The 18927-nt window shown below is 48.5% G+C and carries 19 protein-coding genes; 3 read left to right on the top strand and 16 right to left on the bottom strand.

Going from position 1 to position 18927, the window contains the following annotated elements:
* Positions 1–16: 16 nt before the first annotated feature.
* On the bottom strand, positions 17–793 hold the full coding sequence (locus CKV66_RS06605; RefSeq protein WP_085363765.1) for an MOSC domain-containing protein: 777 nt from the start codon (positions 791–793) through the stop codon (positions 17–19).
* Positions 794–809: 16 nt separating this feature from the next.
* On the bottom strand, positions 810–1469 hold the full coding sequence (locus CKV66_RS06600) for a cytochrome b/b6 domain-containing protein (RefSeq protein ID WP_085363766.1): 660 nt from the start codon (positions 1467–1469) through the stop codon (positions 810–812).
* 96 nt (positions 1470–1565) lie between these two features.
* Between CKV66_RS06600 and CKV66_RS06595 the strand changes: the two genes are divergently transcribed.
* The 3 genes from CKV66_RS06595 (at position 1566) to CKV66_RS06585 (ending at position 4406) form a co-directional block, all read left to right on the top strand.
* Complete coding sequence (locus CKV66_RS06595) at positions 1566–2459, top strand: NAD(P)H-hydrate dehydratase (protein WP_085363829.1); 894 nt, start codon at positions 1566–1568, stop codon at positions 2457–2459.
* A 333-nt stretch (positions 2460–2792) separates the two neighbouring features.
* Positions 2793–3320 carry a lectin gene (locus tag CKV66_RS06590; protein ID WP_085363767.1) on the top strand — a complete coding sequence of 176 codons (528 nt, stop codon included), beginning with the start codon at positions 2793–2795 and terminating at the stop codon, positions 3318–3320.
* A 207-nt stretch (positions 3321–3527) separates the two neighbouring features.
* On the top strand, positions 3528–4406 hold the full coding sequence (locus CKV66_RS06585; RefSeq protein ID WP_085363768.1) for a cupin-like domain-containing protein: 879 nt from the start codon (positions 3528–3530) through the stop codon (positions 4404–4406).
* Between the two features lie 64 nt (positions 4407–4470).
* On the opposite strand, the gene CKV66_RS06580 is transcribed toward CKV66_RS06585, so the two are convergent.
* From CKV66_RS06580 to cmk, 14 genes are all read right to left on the bottom strand, one after another.
* Complete coding sequence (locus CKV66_RS06580; protein WP_085363769.1) at positions 4471–5451, bottom strand: calcium/sodium antiporter; 981 nt, start codon at positions 5449–5451, stop codon at positions 4471–4473.
* Positions 5452–5602: 151 nt separating this feature from the next.
* On the bottom strand, positions 5603–7060 hold the full coding sequence (der, locus tag CKV66_RS06575) for a ribosome biogenesis GTPase Der (RefSeq protein WP_085363770.1): 1458 nt from the start codon (positions 7058–7060) through the stop codon (positions 5603–5605).
* Positions 7061–7384: 324 nt separating this feature from the next.
* Positions 7385–8014, bottom strand: a complete 630-nt coding sequence (locus CKV66_RS06570; protein WP_085363771.1) for a YfgM family protein — start codon at positions 8012–8014, stop codon at positions 7385–7387.
* Positions 8015–9310 (bottom strand): histidine--tRNA ligase, encoded by a 1296-nt coding sequence (gene hisS, locus CKV66_RS06565; protein ID WP_085363772.1) that lies wholly within the window; start codon positions 9308–9310, stop codon positions 8015–8017.
* Between the two features lie 94 nt (positions 9311–9404).
* The gene (locus tag CKV66_RS06560; protein WP_085363773.1) at positions 9405–9803 is read right to left on the bottom strand and encodes a hypothetical protein; all 399 of its coding nucleotides are present in this window, start codon (positions 9801–9803) and stop codon (positions 9405–9407) included.
* A 75-nt stretch (positions 9804–9878) separates the two neighbouring features.
* Positions 9879–11150 carry a flavodoxin-dependent (E)-4-hydroxy-3-methylbut-2-enyl-diphosphate synthase gene (gene ispG, locus CKV66_RS06555; RefSeq protein WP_085363774.1) on the bottom strand — a complete coding sequence of 424 codons (1272 nt, stop codon included), beginning with the start codon at positions 11148–11150 and terminating at the stop codon, positions 9879–9881.
* Complete coding sequence (locus CKV66_RS06550) at positions 11150–12085, bottom strand: helix-turn-helix domain-containing protein (protein WP_085363775.1); 936 nt, start codon at positions 12083–12085, stop codon at positions 11150–11152. Before CKV66_RS06550 ends, ispG begins: the two co-directional genes overlap by 1 nt.
* The gene (pilW, locus tag CKV66_RS06545) at positions 12085–12849 is read right to left on the bottom strand and encodes a type IV pilus biogenesis/stability protein PilW (protein ID WP_085363776.1); all 765 of its coding nucleotides are present in this window, start codon (positions 12847–12849) and stop codon (positions 12085–12087) included. Before pilW ends, CKV66_RS06550 begins: the two co-directional genes overlap by 1 nt.
* A 1-nt stretch (position 12850) precedes the next feature.
* Entirely contained in the window at positions 12851–13945 is a 1095-nt protein-coding gene (gene rlmN / locus CKV66_RS06540; protein ID WP_085363777.1) for a 23S rRNA (adenine(2503)-C(2))-methyltransferase RlmN, read from the bottom strand.
* A gap of 126 nt (positions 13946–14071) precedes the next feature.
* Entirely contained in the window at positions 14072–14497 is a 426-nt protein-coding gene (gene ndk, locus CKV66_RS06535; RefSeq protein ID WP_085363778.1) for a nucleoside-diphosphate kinase, read from the bottom strand.
* A gap of 78 nt (positions 14498–14575) precedes the next feature.
* Complete coding sequence (zapE, locus tag CKV66_RS06530; protein WP_085363830.1) at positions 14576–15736, bottom strand: cell division protein ZapE; 1161 nt, start codon at positions 15734–15736, stop codon at positions 14576–14578.
* A 220-nt stretch (positions 15737–15956) separates the two neighbouring features.
* Positions 15957–16265, bottom strand: coding sequence for an integration host factor subunit beta (locus CKV66_RS06525; RefSeq protein WP_054598636.1), 309 nt, complete (start codon positions 16263–16265; stop codon positions 15957–15959).
* Between the two features lie 9 nt (positions 16266–16274).
* Positions 16275–17960 carry a 30S ribosomal protein S1 gene (gene rpsA / locus CKV66_RS06520; protein ID WP_085363779.1) on the bottom strand — a complete coding sequence of 562 codons (1686 nt, stop codon included), beginning with the start codon at positions 17958–17960 and terminating at the stop codon, positions 16275–16277.
* Between the two features lie 160 nt (positions 17961–18120).
* Positions 18121–18780 carry a (d)CMP kinase gene (gene cmk, locus CKV66_RS06515; protein ID WP_085363780.1) on the bottom strand — a complete coding sequence of 220 codons (660 nt, stop codon included), beginning with the start codon at positions 18778–18780 and terminating at the stop codon, positions 18121–18123.
* Between the last annotated feature and the right edge of the window lie 147 nt (positions 18781–18927).

Genomic DNA, 18927 nt, shown 5'->3' with positions numbered 1-18927 from the left:
CTCAACAATTGAAACATTACTTATACGACAACACTTCCACTTCGTCCCCCGCTTTAACCACGCCTTGATTCAACGCCACCAAATGCACACCGAAGACGGCTTTGCGCGCAATCGCCAAAGTGCTGAGCGGCTCTTGAAACGGATCTTTTTTGGCGGTTTTCAAATCCACCGTCGTCATCACGCAGCGGGTGCAGGGTTTGAAATGCTCGAACTCCACTTCGCCTATGCGGATGCGGTGCCACGTTTCTTCTTCATACGCTTCTTTGCCGGACACAACGAAATTGGCACGGAAACGCTTCATTTCCACGGGTGTATCGAGCATCGCGTTCAAATCGTCCAGCGAAGCCGTGTTCGTGAGCAAAAACGGTGCGCTGTCTGCAAAAGAAAGCGGCGTTTGCGAATAAGCCAATACGCGCTTGCTGTGCCAGCCGAGCCAATACAGGCGTGCATCGGTGCCGATCCGTTCCGAAAGCCACTCGTCGGTTTCAGCACTGCCGTGATAAGCCGGAAAACAGTCTTTCCACACCGTAACATCGGCGGTATGAACCATCTCGTTGGTATAAACGGTGCGGCTGCTGCCGTCGGGCGCGGTCAGCGTGAGGCGGTCGGGCGCGGCATCGGTTTGCCACAAGAGCATCTGCGGAAACTTCCGCGCCGTGATAAAACCGCCCTGCGGCGTCGCCACCAGCCATTCGCGGTCGTGCGGCAGGCCGACGGGCGTTACCGCGCTTTCCGCCAATACGTTTCCGCCCATTGATTTCACAGGATAGCGGGCAATCGAAGTCAGCTTCATTTTCAGACGGCCTCTCTTACCCGGCAAACCATACGGCGCACACCACGCCCACAGCTACCGCCAACGCCGCCAACACTTTGCCCGCTCCGGCAAATCTCAGCACGGGCAGTTTGCCTTCCAGATATTTGTAGCCGGTAATCATCGGCGTAATCAGGTTGTGCTTTTTCACAAACTTATAAACCAAAATGGTCAGCACATGCACGCCGATCAAGGCCAACAGCAAATTAAAGAAGCTCACATGAATCTTGTGAATCAGATTGCCCGTATCTTCACTCACCCAGCCGTTTAAAAAACCGTTGTTAACAAAGGCATTGTTATCAGGCGTAAACAAACCTGTGGCCACTTGAAACGCTACCGCGCCCAACAGCGCCAGCACCATCAGCGCACCGAGCGGATTATGACCGGGCTGCTCGTTTTCGGTGATTTCGCCTTTGATATAGCGTTTAATCTGCGCCGGGCCGCGCACAAAGCTGCTGAAGCGGGCGGTATCGCTGCCCCACAAGCCCCAGCAAAGGCGGAACACAATCAGCCCCAAGATCAGCAGCCCCACCCGCAAATGCCATACCATCAGGTTGCCGCCGGTTTCGGCGCTGTACCACATAAAGGCAATCGCGATGACCAAAGTCCAATGGAAAAGCCGTGTGGAAAGATCCCAAACTTTCAATTTCTGCTTCATAAAATGCTTTCATTCTTATATGATGGTTTGTGCCGTTTCAGACGGCCTCGATGCCGTCTGAACAACATTGTAATGGATTTACACACGGGTATCATCATGTTTTCAAGCCACTACACCAGCCACCGTCTCGACACGCAGATTCAGGCCGCCGCGCAGTTCGGGCAAGTTTTCGCACCGCGCGACCCGCAAAGCCACAAAGGCACACACGGCACGCTGGCCGTTATCGGCGGTGCGGCAGGCATGAGCGGCGCCGTTATTCTGGCCGCCACCGCCGCCATTTACAACGGCTGCGGCAAGGTGTGGGCAGGCTTCAACCAGCCCGCCCTGCCGCTGCCCGTGATTCCCGAACGCCCCGAAATCATGCTTTCCACCGCCGCCGCTTTGCAACTGCGCAACGACATTACCGCTTGGGCAATCGGTTGCGGCATGGGGCTGTGTCATGAAGCACTTGCCTTACTCTACACGCAGCTGACCTCGGCAAACCGCGAAAGCCCCGTGCTGCTCGACGCCGACGCCGTTACCCTGCTTTCCCGCCACGCCGATTTGGCAGCATCGGCACGCGATTATCCGACATTGGTGCTCACCCCCCACCCCGCCGAAGCCGCCCGCCTGCTCGGTGTTTCCACCGCAGAAGTGCAGGCCGACCGCACAGCCGCGGTAACACAAATCAGCAGCATGTTCCACGCTTACACCGTCCTCAAAGGCCACCATACATTAGTGTGCAGCCCCGACGGCAGCCTCTACACCAACTTAAGCGGCAATGCAGGCTTGGCAACGGCGGGCAGCGGCGATGTGCTGAGCGGCATCATCGGCAGCCTGTTGGCACAAGGCATCGATACCGAACAAGCTGTGCGTGGCGGCGTGTGGCTGCACGGAGCCGCGGCCGACGTGCTGAAAGATTCGGCCATCGGCGAAATCGGTATGCTGTCGGGAGAAATCGCCCCGGCCGCCCGCTGGCTGCGCAACCACATTATTGAGGCGCAACGCTAAACATCAGTACCTTTTCATTTTCAGACGGCCTCATCCGGCAAAAGCCATCTCTATTCTTTTATCCGGCTCATAGCAGGCCGTCTGAAAAATATTCCCTACACCAACCGTTCACATCTTTACATTCCGGCCGCATCTGCAACAAAACATTCAAAAGCCAATCCTTGCGCTGACTGTTTTTAACTCAAAGCATAAAATTTTATACGGTTTGGAAGAGTAATATGCGCATCGAACGGTTTGGCCTGTGCACGGCTTACCCAAGCCCGCTCTCTATCCAAACCGATCATACTCAACATACTAAAATGAACTTTCCAACCTGAAAAAAGAATTGATAACATGAAAACGAAAGCCGCTTTACTCCTTCTTCCCCTGTTAGCCAGCGGTTGTATCTATATAGAACCGCCCACCAATTTCCCCGAGTTTCCCGATGTGAGCGACAACGGCCGCATCAAAACGCCACGACACGACCGCGAACCTCACCACCGTTTCCCGTCTGACAATTCACACGCCCGCCTGATCCGCAGTTCAGACGGCCAATGTTTAGATCACAGCCGCTCCGGCTACAAAGGCATGATCACTTATTCCTGCCACGGCGAACGCAACCAGCAGTTTACGTTCTCCCGCAACAGAATCATGGTGGACGGCCTCTGCCTTGACGTAGCAGGCGCTAAAACGGAAGACGGCGCCCCGGTTATCGCCTACGCCTGCCACGGCGACAAAAACCAACAATGGTATCGCGACGGCCGCACCATCCGCAGCGCGCTCAACAATAAGTGCTTGGATGTGGGCAAACACGGCAACCAAGCCCGTATGTACCGTTGCGACGGCAGCAGCGGCCAACGCTTCGATATTTCCCGTTACTAAACATCAGCGTTTTTGCTGACGCCACAACCTAAAACACGCCGGCCTGATACATATTTCAGGCCGGCGTGTTTCTTAATAATCAGAAGAAAAACCCACTTATCTGCGTCAATAGCCCGCATTGGATTTTTTTGCCGCAAAACAGTTTTCCCGCCGCAAAAATTTAACTAAAATCCATGTTTTATATCCAATCAACGAAAAATAACCGATATGTGTTTCAAACTAACACCGATTGATGTAGTAGAAGACATCAGCCGCGAAGATTTTCGCCAACATTACCTCAAACCGCGCCGCCCCGTAGTCATCAAAAACATGAGCAAAAAATGGCCGGCGTATGAAAAATGGTCGTTAGATTACATGAAAGAAGCCATCGGCGACATCACCGTACCGCTTTACGACAGCAGCAAAGCCGACCCCGCCGCGCCGATTAATGCCGCCAGCACCGAAATGAAATTCGGCGACTACATCGATTTAATCAAACGAGAGCCGACCGACTTGCGCATTTTCCTGTTCGACCCCATTAAGCACGCCCCTTCGCTGTTGCAAGATTATGTGTTCCCCAAAGATTTGATGGGCGGCTTTTTAGACAAATACCCCACCATGTTTTTCGGCGGCATCGGCTCCGAAACCTTCCTGCATTACGATATAGACATGGCGCACATCTTCCACACCCATTTCGGGCGCAAACACATTATTTTGTTTGACTACAAATGGAAAGAGCGTCTCTACCGCATTCCCTATGCCACTTACGCACTCGAAGATTACAGCGTTGAGCACCCCGATACCGAGCGTTTCCCCGCCCTTAAAGGCGTGGAAGGCGTAGAATGCTATTTGGAACACGGCGACACTCTGTTCATGCCGACCGGCTGGTGGCATTGGATGAAATACCTCGACGGTTCGTTTTCCCTATCCCTACGCGCATGGGACGAAAGCTTGGCCGTTAAAGCCCACAGCTTGTGGAATCTGACCGTACAACGTAAATTCGACAATATGATGAAAGCACGTTACCGCCAGCGATATATGAGCTGGAAAGAAGAACTGGCAGTCAAAAGAGCCAATAAAGCTCTGGCAAAAGGTTTGCCGCGCTAATCTCCAAATAAAACAAGGCGGGTAATAACATTACCCGCCTTGTTTTTTTATGTAGTTTTCCGATTTATGCGCCGGCAGATGAGCCAAACGAACCCATTACCAAATAAATCGTGTAAACAATGTAAACCAACAACAGCCCCAATCCGACCACACGATTCAGACGGCCTTTCAACAGCCAGCACAATCCAAACACAACCACCGTCAACGCAGACATAATGGCCACGTCACGGTTCAACACTTCAGCACCCGGCTGCATCGGCGACACCAAAGCCGCCAAGCCTACCACTGCAAGCGTGTTAAACAGATTCGAGCCGATCACGTTACCCATTGCAATATCGTGCTGGCCTTTGCGTGCGGCAATCACCGATGAAGCCAACTCGGGCAACGAAGTGCCTACCGCCACCACGGTTAAGCCGATAACCAAATCCGACACGCCGAAACCTTGCGCAATCGTTACCGCACCCCACACCAACAGGCGCGAACTGAGCACCAGCACGATCAAGCCCAACACCAACACCACCAAAGCGCGGCGCAGCGACATGCGGCTTTCTTCACTTTCAAACTCGGTAGCAATATCTTCCACAATATTGTCGCCGCCTCTCAAAGCTTTAAACACAGTCGGTAAAAATACCGCCGCCAACGCTGCCATCAAAACCACACCGTCAAACCGCGATAATTCGCCATCCAGCAGCAAAACCACTGTCAGTGCAGTTACCGCCAACAATACCGGAAACTCACGCACAATGATGCGGCGTTGCACAAAAATCGGGGCAATCAGCGCCGTAATACCGAGAATCAAAGCGATATTGGTAATGTTGGAACCGTAAGCATTACCCAAAGCAATACCGGGGTTTCCCTGCATCGCCGACAATAAAGACACCACCATTTCCGGCGCCGACGTGCCGAAACCCACAATCACCATGCCGATAAACAACGGCGACATGCCGAAATGGCGGGCGGTTTCTGCCGCACCTTCAATAAAACGGTCGGCACTGAGCGTCAATAACACTAAACCGAAAATCAAACCCAAACAGGCCAATAACATTATTTTTCCTAAACATTCAAAAGCGCGTATTTTACTCGAAGTGATGTTTGCGGTTTACGAAAATTCAATATCCAAACCTTACAGGCCGGTTGATTTTTCAGGTAAATCTTCAACCGCATACCCGCATTCAAGATCAATTACATTAATCGGATTATTTATTGTGCAGCTTCTTCACGCTCACTTTATTTTTCTTTTTGATGCGGTTTTTCTCTTCTTTACGCCCTTCCCGTTTTTCAATTCTGTTACTCAACGCCACCCTGCGCAAAGGTTTCTTCTTCGGTTTGTCTTCGGCTTCTTCGTAAGGATTTTCGGAAACGTTATATTGGATGCGCAGCGGAGTACCTTGCAGATTGAATGCCTTACGGAAAGTTTGAGTGAGGTAACGGGTATAACTGTCTGAAATCGCGTGTAGAGAGTTGCCGTGAATCACAATTACGGGAGGGTTCATGCCGCCCTGATGGGCATAACGCATTTTCGGGCGCACCAAACCTGCACGCGGCGGAGCCTGACGTTCGATGGCGGATTGAAGCACGCGGGTGATTTTCGGCGTCGGCATTTTAATCATAGCCGCATCATAGGCCGTCTGAATACTGTCAAACAAACCGTCTATACCGCGCTCTTTCAATGCGGAAATATAGTGGAATTTGGCAAAATCCAAAAAATACAGCTTGCGGGCAATATCGCGTTTTACCTGCTCGCGGCGTTCTTCGCTGATACCGTCCCATTTGTTCACGGCTACAACCAAAGCTCTGCCCGCTTCTAAGGCAAATCCGGCGATGGTGGCATCTTGGTCGGCGATATCCTGCTGTGCGTCGAGCACCAATACCGCTACATTCGCAGCCTCAATCGCCTGCATGGCTTTAATCACCGAGAATTTTTCAACGGCCTCTTCCACTTTGCCGCGACGGCGCACGCCTGCCGTATCGATAATCGTAAACGGCTTGCCTTCGCGCTCAAAATCGATGTGGATGCTGTCGCGGGTTGTACCTGCCATATCAAATGCAATCACCCGCTCTTCACCCAAAATGGCATTCACTAAAGTGGACTTACCCACATTGGGGCGGCCAATCACGGCAAACACGGGATGTTTAGGCTGCTCCGCCTCTTCTTCGGCATCGGGGAAATGCTCGAGAATTTCTTCCATCAGGTAATACACGCCGTCACCGTGCGCACCGGAAATCACGTGCGGTTCGCCTAAGGCCAGTTCGTAAAATTCCGCCGCCAATACGGCTCGGTTGCCACCCTCGCCTTTATTCACTGCCAAATAAACAGGGCGCGGGCTTTGGCGCAAACGGTCGGCGATAATCTTATCCTGCGGAGTCAAACCGGTACGGCCGTCCACCAAAAATACCACCGCATCCGCTTCATCAATCGCCTGCAAAGTATGTTTGGCCATTTCGTGCAAAATACCGCTGTCTACCACCGGTTCAAAACCGCCGGTATCGACCACTAAATAAGGCTTGCTGCCGATTTTGCCGTGGCCGTAATGGCGGTCGCGGGTCAGCCCCGGCATGTCTGCCACCAGCGCGTCTTTGGTGCGGGTAAGACGGTTGAATAAAGTAGATTTGCCTACATTCGGGCGGCCGACAAGGGCAATTGTGGGTTTCATAATTATGCTTTCTTGGCCGTTTTTTCAGACGGCCTTAAATATCGTCATTCGTATTGTATCAACAGCGATTGCCGTCTCGGCTTTACCGGCTTCCGTGCCGATATATCAAGATATTGGGAAATGCTGTAAGTCGCTGCCGGCTATAGTGCCGGAAGCCATTTTTACCGGTCGAAATCCAACCGGTGCTCAATAAAATATCTAAAACTGCCGTTTTGCTATCATACGCAGCAAAATATTCAAAAATATGGAAATCTCTACCGGCTCTGAAACAGACAAGGGCTTGCCAAGCACAAAACTTGGCAAGCCTCGCTGTTTCAGACGGCCTTAACGCAACTGATCGGCTTTAAATTGCACGGCGTCTCGGTTGGGCGAATCTTTGGCGAGTTTCAACAAAGTTTGTTCGTACATTTGCAACGCTTCTTTGTTTTTTCCTTGTGCCGCATATACGTCGCCTTTGGTTTCCGTCATCAGCGGCTCGAATGCTCCGTCAACGGTTGTATTCAGCGTGGCCAAAGCTTCGTCATATTTACCCTGCTGCAACTGCACCACGGCCAAACGCTGTGCTGCCAATGCTTGAACGGGTGCAGATTTTTGGTGTTTCAAAACCCAATTCAGATGGCCTGTAGCCACATCGTAATTGCCTTTTTCAAATGCCGATGCTGCCGCCATCAAGGTAGCTTGGGCTGCGGCAAGGCTGTCTGAATAATTTTGCTGTAAATTTTGCAAATCGGCTTGGGCTTCTTTACTGTCTGCGCTGGATTGTTCTTTTTCGGCTATCTTGATCAGAATGCCGGCTGCTTCCTGACGTTTATCCAGCTGATGCCCCTGATACAGGATATAGGCAAGATAAACCAACGCCGCAAGCACTAAAGCGCCAAACAGCCAACGCCCCCAGCTTTTCCAAAAATATTTGAAATTCTCGAGTTCTTCTTGATCTTGAATATGTCCGGCCATTTAAGCATTCTTCCATTGTTGTAAAGTAGTGGTCAGCAAAGCGGCATCAACCGTGGTCTGTTCATGCTTGCCCTGCATATCTTTAAGGGTTACCGTGCCGTCTGAAAGCTCGTTTTGCGCCACGATCAAAGCAAAACGCGCTCCGCTGCCATCCGCTTTTTTCATCTGCGCTTTCAAACTCTGGCTGCCAGAATGCTGAAGCACATCGAAACCGGCAGCGCGCAGTTGCTGTGCATATTTCATCACCTGCAAATCGGCACCTTCGCCTTGATGCACGGCATAAACATCGGCCGCAGTGCGATAGCTAAGCGAACCGTATTCATGTACCAACAGCAGCAGCCGTTCAATACCCATACCAAAGCCGATAGAAGGTGCGGGTTTGCCGCCCAACTCTTCAATAAGCCCATCGTAACGTCCGCCACCGCACACAGTTGCTTGCGCACCGAGTTTGTCTGTCGTCCACTCGAACACCGTTTGATTGTAGTAATCCAAACCACGAACCAAACGCGGGTTTTCGACGTAAGCGATGTTCAAACCATCCAACATAGCTTTCAAGCGTTCATAGTGTGCGAGAGATTCTTCGCCTAAATATTCGGTCAAACGCGGAGCTACATTGCAGATTTCCTGCAAATCGGGATTCTTAGTGTCGAGCACGCGCAAAGGATTCGTATGTAAGCGACGCTTGCTGTCCTCATCAAGCTTGGCCTCATGGCTACTCAAATAAGCCACCAAGGCCTCACGATGCGCGGCGCGTTCTTCGCGATTACCCAAGCAATTGATTTCCAAAGTAACGTAATCGCTAATGCCCAATTCCTTCCACAAATCGGCCGACATAGCAATGATTTCCGCATCCACATCCGGGCCTGCAAATCCCAATGCTTCGATACCTACTTGATGGAATTGGCGGTAGCGCCCTTTTTGTGGCCGCTCACGGCGGAACATCGGCCCCATGTACCATAATTTTTGCGGGCCGTTATAAAGTAAATTGTGTTCGACAACGGCACGCAAGCAAGAAGCCGTACCTTCTGGGCGCAAGCTCAGGCTCAATTTATCGTTGGAATCAGAGAAAGTGTACATTTCCTTGCCGACCACATCGGTTTCTTCCCCGATAGAACGGACAAACAAACCTGTTTGCTCAACAATCGGTGTGCGGATTTGCTGATAACCAAAACGCCTTGCCCAACGTGCCACGGTTTCTTCAAAAGCCTGCCACAACGGAGCAGTCAATTGGAAATCTTTCTGCTCTACCGGCAGTAAATCATTCATGCCTTTAACGGCTTGGATTTTTTGTCCCATATTTATAATCTGTTGTTTTTATCCGTATTGTTTTTTCAGACGGCATCAAGTATTCAGAAAACACCATTCGGCCATCCATTAAGCTGATGTGGTTTTATATGATTCCGCTGTTGATAAACTGGCGCAGCATGCTCTTGGTTAAACCGACAAACTGCTTATATTTATCCGATTCGGCAATACTTTCTTTATCCAAATCAATCGATACCAACACACCGTTTTTATTGCCGTACAACATGATATTTTCCACTTCCCACTGCGGCTGGTTTCGCGGCAAATCGGTCGGCACGATAAAAGCCTGAATCATCTCGCCCGAAGGAAGGTTTTGTAAAATAACGCTCTTCTTAACATTATCAAGTAATTCGGCACTTACAAACTGAAACGGATTAACCGCCATATCGCTCACACCTTGGTAGGTGTAAATAAACACCTGATGCTCAACTTGCGGATTGTTAATCAGATACAGTCTTAATAGTAACTCTCGTAAGTCTCCCATAATGATTTGCCTTAATTAATAAAGTTTGAGTTGGTGTCTTCAAATGAGCAAAACCGGGAAAAATCTCACTCAATACTACGCAGATTTAATGGGAATAATGCGGTTTTCATTACGCTTTTTCCCACCTTCACCATAATTGGTTTCCACATAGTCCTGAACAATCGCCAAAAATTCGGCAGCCATGTTATCACCTTTCAGCGTAACCTTACGTTCGCCATCAACATATACCGGCGCAACCGGCGTTTCACCCGTGCCCGGCAAGCTGATACCGATATCAGCCAATTTACTCTCACCCGGCCCATTAACTACGCATCCCATTACCGCAACGTTGAGCGATTCAACGCCGGGATATTGAGTGCGCCAAACAGCCATTTGATCACGCAGATAATGCTGGATGTCTCTTGCCAACTCTTGGAAAACCGTACTGGTAGTGCGACCACAGCCCGGACAGGCTGTTACCATGGGGGTAAATGAGCGCAAACCCATAGTCTGTAAAATTTCTTGGGCAACCACCACCTCTTGGGTGCGCGGGCTACCCGGCTCGGGCGTTAAAGAGATCCGAATGGTGTCGCCGATACCTTCCTGCAATAACACGGCCAAAGCGGCAGTAGAAGCCACAATACCTTTACTGCCCATGCCTGCTTCTGTAAGACCCAAGTGCAAAGGGTAACGGCAACTGTCGCCCAATTTACGATAGACTTGAATCAAATCTTGTACCGCGCTTACCTTACAAGACAAAATAATCTTGTCTTCCGGCAATCCCAAATCCACTGCTTTTTGTGCGGATTCCAAAGCCGATACGATCAAGGCTTCTTTCATCACTTCTTCCGGAGGCAGCGGCGTAGAAGATGCCAAATTTGCATCCATCATGCGTTTTGCCAGACTTTGATCCAATGACCCCCAGTTAACACCGATACGAACAGCTTTATTATGCTCGGCAGCCGTACGGATCATATAAGCAAATTTTTCATCTCCCTTTGCTCCTTTACCGACATTGCCCGGATTGATACGGTATTTTGACAATGCCTTGGCACAATCAGGAAATTCCTGCAACAAACGCTCTCCGTTGAAATGAAAATCGCCCACCAAAGGCGTTTGGCATCCCATATCATTCAGACGGCTTCTGATCTCTGCTACTTTAGAGGCAGCTTCGGGGCTGTTTACCGTAATCCGCACCATCTCCGAGCCGGCATCGCTCAATTCTTTCACTTGTTGTGCCGTACCGATAGCATCGGCCGTATCGGTATTGGTCATAGACTGCACCACCACGGGAGCGTCGGAACCAACGGTCAGATGGTCAATGTTTACCTGATAAGTTTCTCTGCGTTTAATAGGAGAATGACTCATTACTGCCCCGCGATGAATGATGAAGTCGTTTTACCGACCATATGCTTACGAACAGCGATTTCTTGACCGCCATAATTTACGGTAGCACCGGGCGCATAGCCGATCCAAACATTGTAAGGTGCACTGCCTTTGAAACGGTGCTCACTTCCGGCCGGTACAATTTCATTAATCACAAACTGATCATTCTTATCTTTGATGACAAGTTTAGAACGATAATGAACCTTAACTACAAGCTCATCAGCTGCAACGGGCATTTCCCCACTTGCCGCCGCAACCATATCTTTCGCTGCTTCGGAAGTAGTAGCAACACTAGATACCGCCACCACGGGCTCTGACGCAACTTTTATCTCCGAAGCGGTGGATGAAGGGTTAAGAATAGCAGAGGCAACCGCGTTGCTCCCCATCGCTACCACGGAAACATTATCTGCATTCAGGCCGCTAGCCCCTACATTGTCTAATTCAGGAGGAACAACGCTGTCATTTTGCTTGGCGTATTCTGATTGTGATTTACTTTGCCACACATAAACACCGCCTCCAATCAAAGCCAGAAGCACTAATCCTAAAATCCATTTGGGAAATGATTTACCGACTTCTGTTTGCTGATAATTGAGCGACGAACCGCTGTTTCTTTCTACTGCATAAATATTGCTGCGGCTCTGCGGCATAATGCGGTCTAAATAAGCAGACACTTCTTGTTCATCTAAACCTAAAAAACGCGCGTAAGTGCGCAGAAAACCTCGCACAAACACCAATTCGGGCATACCTTCGTAGTTGCCACTTTCAAGCCCTTCAATCTGGCGGGCAGAAAGCTTCAACCGTTCGGCCACTTCTCCAATAGAATAGCCTTTTTGTTCCCTAGCCTGACGCAGCTTCATGCCCAATTCTGCGGCAACGCCACCGGTAGAATATTGTTCGGTATTTTGATGATCAGTCATTACAAACGTCCTGTTGTAATTGTTTGCAGCTCTTCAGAATAAGGATAATTTGCCCTCAATTGCGCTTCATATTCATAAGCAGCTTGGGTATCGCCCAAACTCTTGTAGATTTTCCAACCTAACAATAAATCATCAGCGCTCAAAACATCAATTTGGCTTTGGTACTGTCGGAAATAATAATCCGCATCGCTTAAATTGCCCGCCAGCATTTTCGTGCGCGCCATTTCTTTCAATACAGGGAAAAACTGCGGTGCAGCAGCTAAAGCACGTTCAAAATAAGCTTCCGACAAAGAATATTGGCCCATTTTGGCGCTACATATACCTTTGTTTAAATTGGCAATGTGCGGTGAAGGATAAGTCGGATCGGCCAATGCTTTATCAAAATAAGCAATAGATTCATTCGCGCGGTTTTGTGTACTGCACAAAAACCAGCCGTAGTTGTTGTTGATTTCAGCGCTGTTAGGTTTGATAGACAATGCTTTTTGGAAACTCTCTTGAGCTTTATCCGTAACCTTCAAATATTGATAAATTTGTGCACGTATCAGCCACGCATTTTCATTCTTAGCGTTAGCTGCAAGCGCTTCATCAATACTGGCGACAGCTTGGCGGTAATCCTGCGCACGCATATATTCCAACGCCAACTGTGTTTTAATATTAGATACTTGATGGGCACGCTCGCGCGCACTGGGCTGTTTGTTGGCATTTCCCGCACATGCAGTCATTCCCAACATCAATAAACAAATCCAACCGGCTTTGAATTTCATATCAACCTCTTTGTTCCAGCAAAACTTGCTGCCATTTTTGTTGCCTGCGTGTTTTATCTTTCACCTGACCGGCAAGCTGCCCGCAAGCAGCGTCAATATCGTCACCACGAGTTTTTCTGACCGTTACTACGAATCCAGCTTGCTGCAAAATATCCCGGAATACTTGGATATTGGCATTGCTCGAACGGTTGTAGCCTGAATTCGGAAATGCATTGAAAGGTATCAGGTTAAATTTACACGGCACGTCTCGCACAAGCTGGATTAACTCTTTTGCATGTTGTACCTGATCATTCACGCCGTCCAGCATCACATATTCAAAGGTAACAAAATCTCTCGGCGCTTTTTCCAAATAGCGTCGGCATGCCGACATTAATTCTTTCAAAGGATATTTTTTATTTAACGGCACAATCTGATCACGAACCGCATCATTGGAAGCATGTAATGAAACAGCCAAAGCCACCGGCATGACTTCTTTCAATCTATCCATTTGCGGAATCATACCGGAGGTAGAAACAGTTACACGGCGGCGAGACAAACCATAACCGTGATCGTCCAACATGATGCTCAAGGCAGTAACTACGTTATCAAAATTCGCCAGCGGCTCACCCATGCCCATCATCACAACATTGGAAATGATCCGCTCGTTTTTCGGCGTAACACCTAAAGCTTTATTTGCCCACCACAATTGACCGATAATTTCGGCCGTACTCAAATTCCGATTGAAGCCCTGGCGGCCTGTCGAACAAAATGTGCACTCTAATGCACAACCTATTTGAGACGAAATACACAAGGTTCCGCGTTCTGCTTCGGGAATAAAAACGGTTTCCACACCATTTCCGGTGCCGACATCCAGCAACCACTTGCGTGTGCCGTCTGAAGATTCTTGGGCAGCCATTAACTGCGGTACTTCCACTACCGCATGCTCATGCAGCTTCGCCCGTAAGGATTTCGCCAAGTCAGTCATTTCATCAAAATCAGACACACCCGATTGATGCATCCAGCGCATGACTTGTTTGGCTCGGAAAGGTTTTTCCCCCATTTGGGCAAAGTACTGGGTCAAACCGTTTAAATCAAAATTCAGCAGATTGGTTTTCATGTTCAACTTTAAGCTTTTAAATGAAAGCTTTATATATAGATCCAGCTTAATATTTTAAAGCTGCCATTTAAAAACCTTCAGGCCGTCTGAAAAAATCAGACAGCCCGAAGAATAACAAATCTTTGTTTAGCGGGCGCAGAGTTCGCTTTCGCTGAAGAAATAAGCAATCTCTTTAGCGGCATTTTCCAAGCTGTCAGAACCGTGAACAGCGTTTGCATCAATAGATTCTGCAAAGTCGGCACGGATAGTACCGGCAGCTGCTTCTTTAGGATTGGTAGCACCCATCAATTCACGGTTTTTGGCTACTGCATTTTCGCCTTCCAAAACTTGAATCATTACCGGGCCGCTGGTCATGAAAGATACCAAGTCGGCAAAGAAAGGACGCTCTTTATGAACAGCATAAAAATCTTGAGCTTCTTTTGTGCTCAGATGTTTCATTTTAGCGGCAACAATGCGCAAACCGTTGCTTTCAAAACGAGTATAAATTTGACCGATAACATCTTTAGCTACTGCATCAGGCTTGATAATAGAAATGGTACGCTCGATAGCCATGAAGAAAGTTCCTTTATATTGTTATTAACTTAAATAAAAAGCCAGGAATGTATTTTAGCAAACTCCACCCGTATTATGTTAAACATCAGCGTTTTTTTTGTTTTTGACGCCCAATGTCAAATGCGGCTGAGCCAAATACTCTTCTGATTGCATTTCCACCATCCTACTTACCGTGCGGACAAATTCATGCGCAAAATCACCTTGTACATAAATTTCTTCCGCCAGCACTTGGCTGGTGGCACAGAATTTAACCCGGAAGTCGTAAAGCACGTCTATTAACCATGTCAAACGGCGGGCTTCTGCTTTTTCACTCTCATTCAGCTTCTCAATTCCCGATACGAATACCATTTCGAAGTTTTCAGCCAAATAAAGATAATCCGCCTGAGAACGAGGACCAAAACACAAAGCACGAAAATCAAACCAAATCGCTTTATCGTCTCGAGCATTACACATCAACTCGCGGCCATGTATGGTGACAGGTTGGGGCGACTTGGTTTTGCCGTGTGCAACTTGAGCAAACAAAGCAGCGAGCTTTTCTTCATTTTCCTGATTATCCGGCACATAGAATACTTCAGCCGGCTTTAAAGTACGCAAGCGGTAGTCTTCGCCACCATCCACATTCAAAACAGTCAGCTTATTTTCAATCAAAGCAATGGTAGGCAAAAAACTACTGCGATTTTGACCCTGCGGATACAGTTCCGAAGGTGCATAATTTGATGTGGCCACCAAAACCACTCCGTTTTCAAACAGGTTTTCCAAAAGCCTGCCCAAAATCATTGCATCTGCAATATCGCTCACATGAAATTCATCGAAACACAATACCCGTGTTTCTTTGGCAATTTCAGCAGCTACGGCTTTCAAAGGATTGGCTTCGCTTTTCAAAGCTTTCATGCGTTTGTGCACTTCAGCCATAAACGCGTGAAAATGCACACGGCGTTTGCGGCGATAAGGCAAGCAGCCGTAAAACACATCCATCAAAAAGCTTTTACCTCTACCCACTCCGCCATAAAAATACAACCCCTTCGGCAACTGAGGTGAGCGCAAACTTCGGCCTAAAAAGCGGTTGCGTTTACGCTTAAACATCATCAACTCCGTCCACAAACGGTCGAGATATTCGATGGCCTTGGCTTGTGCTTCATCGCGAATAAACGCCGGCTGCTCGGAAGCAGCCTGATACCAAGTAAGCGGACTATGATTGCTGAAATCAGGTGCTACAAACCGATTTTCTTTATTATTCATCATTATTATTTAAAGCAGATAAACAGGCTTGCCATTATAAATGATTTCAGACGGCCTCCAAGCGTTTATTACCGAATGAGGTTTGGTTTGTTTCATTATTCTTTAAATAGAATAACTTCTGACATTAAAGTGCTTGCCCACAAATACTATCTAAGCAAGCTTACATGCCAAATCTACAAAAGAAAAACGCTGCATTTCTGCAGCGTTTGTTTTGTATTGCTTATTTGTCTGACATCGCTTGGTCGACGCGCTCGCGCAACTCTTTACCCGGCTTGAAGTGGGGCACGAATTTTTCGGGCACTTCCACACGCTCACCGGTTTTAGGGTTACGGCCAATACGAGCCGGACGGCGGTTCAGATCGAAGCTGCCGAAACCTCGGATTTCAATACGTTGACCTTTAGCCAGTGAACGAGTCATGGTATCTACCAAAACTTTTACACTGTACTCTACATCTTTGGCCACTAATTGAGTACCGTTTTTCTCAGCGAATACTTCTGCCAGACGAACCATTAATTCAGACTTGGTCATGTCTGCACCTTACTCCTGATCGCCAGACAGTTTAGCTTTCAGCAAATCGCCCAAGCTGGTCGTACCGGCACTTGCAGTTGATGCAGCATTAACTGAATTCAAGGCATCGCGGTTTTCTTTAGCGTCTTTTGCTTTAACAGACAGTTTGATGCTGCGGTTTTTGCGGTCAACGGTAGAAATAACGGCTTCTACTTCTTCGCCTTCTTTCAATACGTTACGCAAATCTTCAACGCGCTCGCTAGACCACTCGGAAGCAGGCAGGTAAGCTTCAACTTCGTCAGACAATGCGATAACGGCACCTTTGGCATCTACTGATTTGGCAGTACCTTTTACCAAAGAACCTTTGTCGTTTACGCTGATGAAGTTACCGAAGGGGTCGCCTTCCAATTGCTTGATACCCAAAGAGATGCGCTCTTTTTCAACATCGATAGCCAATACAACGGCTTCCACTTCTTCGCCTTTCTTGTATTTGCGTACGGCTTCTTCGCCAGTTTCAGTCCAAGACAGGTCAGACAGATGAACCAAGCCGTCGATGCCGCCGGGCAAGCCAACGAATACGCCGAAGTCAGTGATAGATTTAACCGCGCCAGACAATTTGTCGCCTTTGTTGTGATTGGCGGCAAACTCTTCCCACGGATTAGCTTGGCATTGTTTCATACCCAAGCTGATGCGGCGGCGGTCTTCGTCGATTTCCAGGATCATTACTTCTACTTCGTCACCCAGCTGAACAACTTTGCTCGGATGTACGTTTTTGTTGGTCCAGTCCATTTCGGAAACGTGTACCAAACCTTCGATGCCTTGTTCGATTTCCACGAATGCACCGTAGTCGGTCAGGTTAGACACTTTACCGAACAGACGGGTACCTTGCGGATAACGACGGGTCAGGCCGCTCCAAGGATCTTCGCCCAATTGTTTCATACCCAGAGAAACGCGTTGTTTGTCTTGGTCGAATTTCAATACTTTAGCTTCAACTTCTTGGCCAACTTCCAGCACTTCGCTCGGATGTTTCACGCGGCGCCATGCCAAGTCGGTGATGTGCAACAGACCGTCGATACCGCCCAAGTCAACGAATGCACCGTAGTCGGTAATGTTTTTAACGATACCTTTAACCACTGAGCCTTCTTGCAGGTTTTCCAGCAGTGCTTTGCGCTCTTCGCCCAAAGTCACTTCCAGAACTGCACGGCGCGATACCACAACGTTGTTGCGTTTTTTGTCGAGTTTGATCACTTTGAATTCTACTTCTTTGCCTTCAAAGTGTGAGGTGTCTTTTACGGGACGTACGTCAACCAGCGAACCCGGCAGGAAGGCACGGATGCTGTTGATCATAACGGTCAGGCCGCCTTTTACTTTGCCGTTGATTACTCCGGACAGGATGTCGCCGTTTTCCATGGCTTCTTCCAAGGCAATCCAATCGGCAGCGCGTTTGGCTTTTTCGCGAGACAATTTAGTTTCGCCGAAACCGTTTTCAACTGATTCGATGGTTACGGTAACGAAATCGCCAACTTTTACTTCAATCTCGCCCTGTGCGTTTTTGAATTCGTTTACATCAATCAGAGATTCTGATTTCAAACCGGCATTTACGGTAACGAAGTTGTTGTCGATTGCCACTACTTCAGCGGTAATCACTTCACCGGGATTCATCTCTTGAAGGGTAAAGCTTTCTTCCAACAGCTGGGCAAAATTTTCCATAGTCATATATAACTCTTTTCAATACACCGCCAAGGGGTGCGGGTTTGGTTTTAAAAAAGCCTGATGCCCTTGGCGCAACAAGCTTATGTAATCAAAAATGTTTTTCAGACGGCCTCAACATATTGCGAGGCCGTCTGAAAAACAATGCGGCATTATACAGCACTAATTAGATTTCTGCATACCAATCAAGCACTTTTTTTACTGCCTCATCAATGGTCATTTCACTTGTATCCAGCAGGTGTGCATCGGGCAGTTGTTTTAGCGGGGCAACCGGTCTTTTACGATCAGCCTCGTCGCGCGTTTCGATATCGGACAATATTCTTTCAAAAGCCACGCCGTTAAGCGGTTCGCCTATCTGCTTGGCTCTGCGCTCGGCTCTGATTCGGGCGGAGGCGGTTAAAAATATTTTCAAAGCGGCGTTTGGGAAAATGACCGAGCCCATATCGCGCCCGTCTCCGACCAAGCCTTTTTCAGTCAGAAAATCGCGCTGCCGCTGCAACAATGCTTCGCGCACTTTCGGCAACCCGGCAACAGCGGATGCGCCCATACCTATGGCTTCGGTGCGGATGGCATCTGATACGTCTTTGCCATCTAATAAGATAGTTTTTCCGATAAACTCGGCCGGCAGGTTTTGCGCCAACTTGGCCAATGCTTCTTCGTCATTCCATTGAACGCCTTGCTGTTGAGCATAAAGAGCGGTGAGCCTGTAAAGCGCACCGGAATCGAGATAATTGAACCCCAAAGCGGCGGCAACCAATGAGGCGACTGTGCCTTTTCCTGACGCGCTGGGGCCGTCGATGACGATTATTTTTCGGTTTAAATCCATTGTCTTGTCTTCTTCAGCAGGAAGCTTTTGAAAAAATAGGCTAACAGACTGTTAACTTCAAATCTGTTTGAATATTTTTCAGACGGCCTGATTCATTCCATGTGACTGACAGGCCGTCTGAAAACAAATACCAAGGCGGATTATATC

The organism is Neisseria zoodegmatis (assembly GCF_900187305.1).
GTDB lineage: Bacteria > Pseudomonadota > Gammaproteobacteria > Burkholderiales > Neisseriaceae > Neisseria > Neisseria zoodegmatis.
The sequence above is the reverse complement of the archived record's forward strand: the minus strand, read 5'-3'. Positions and strand labels throughout refer to the sequence as shown.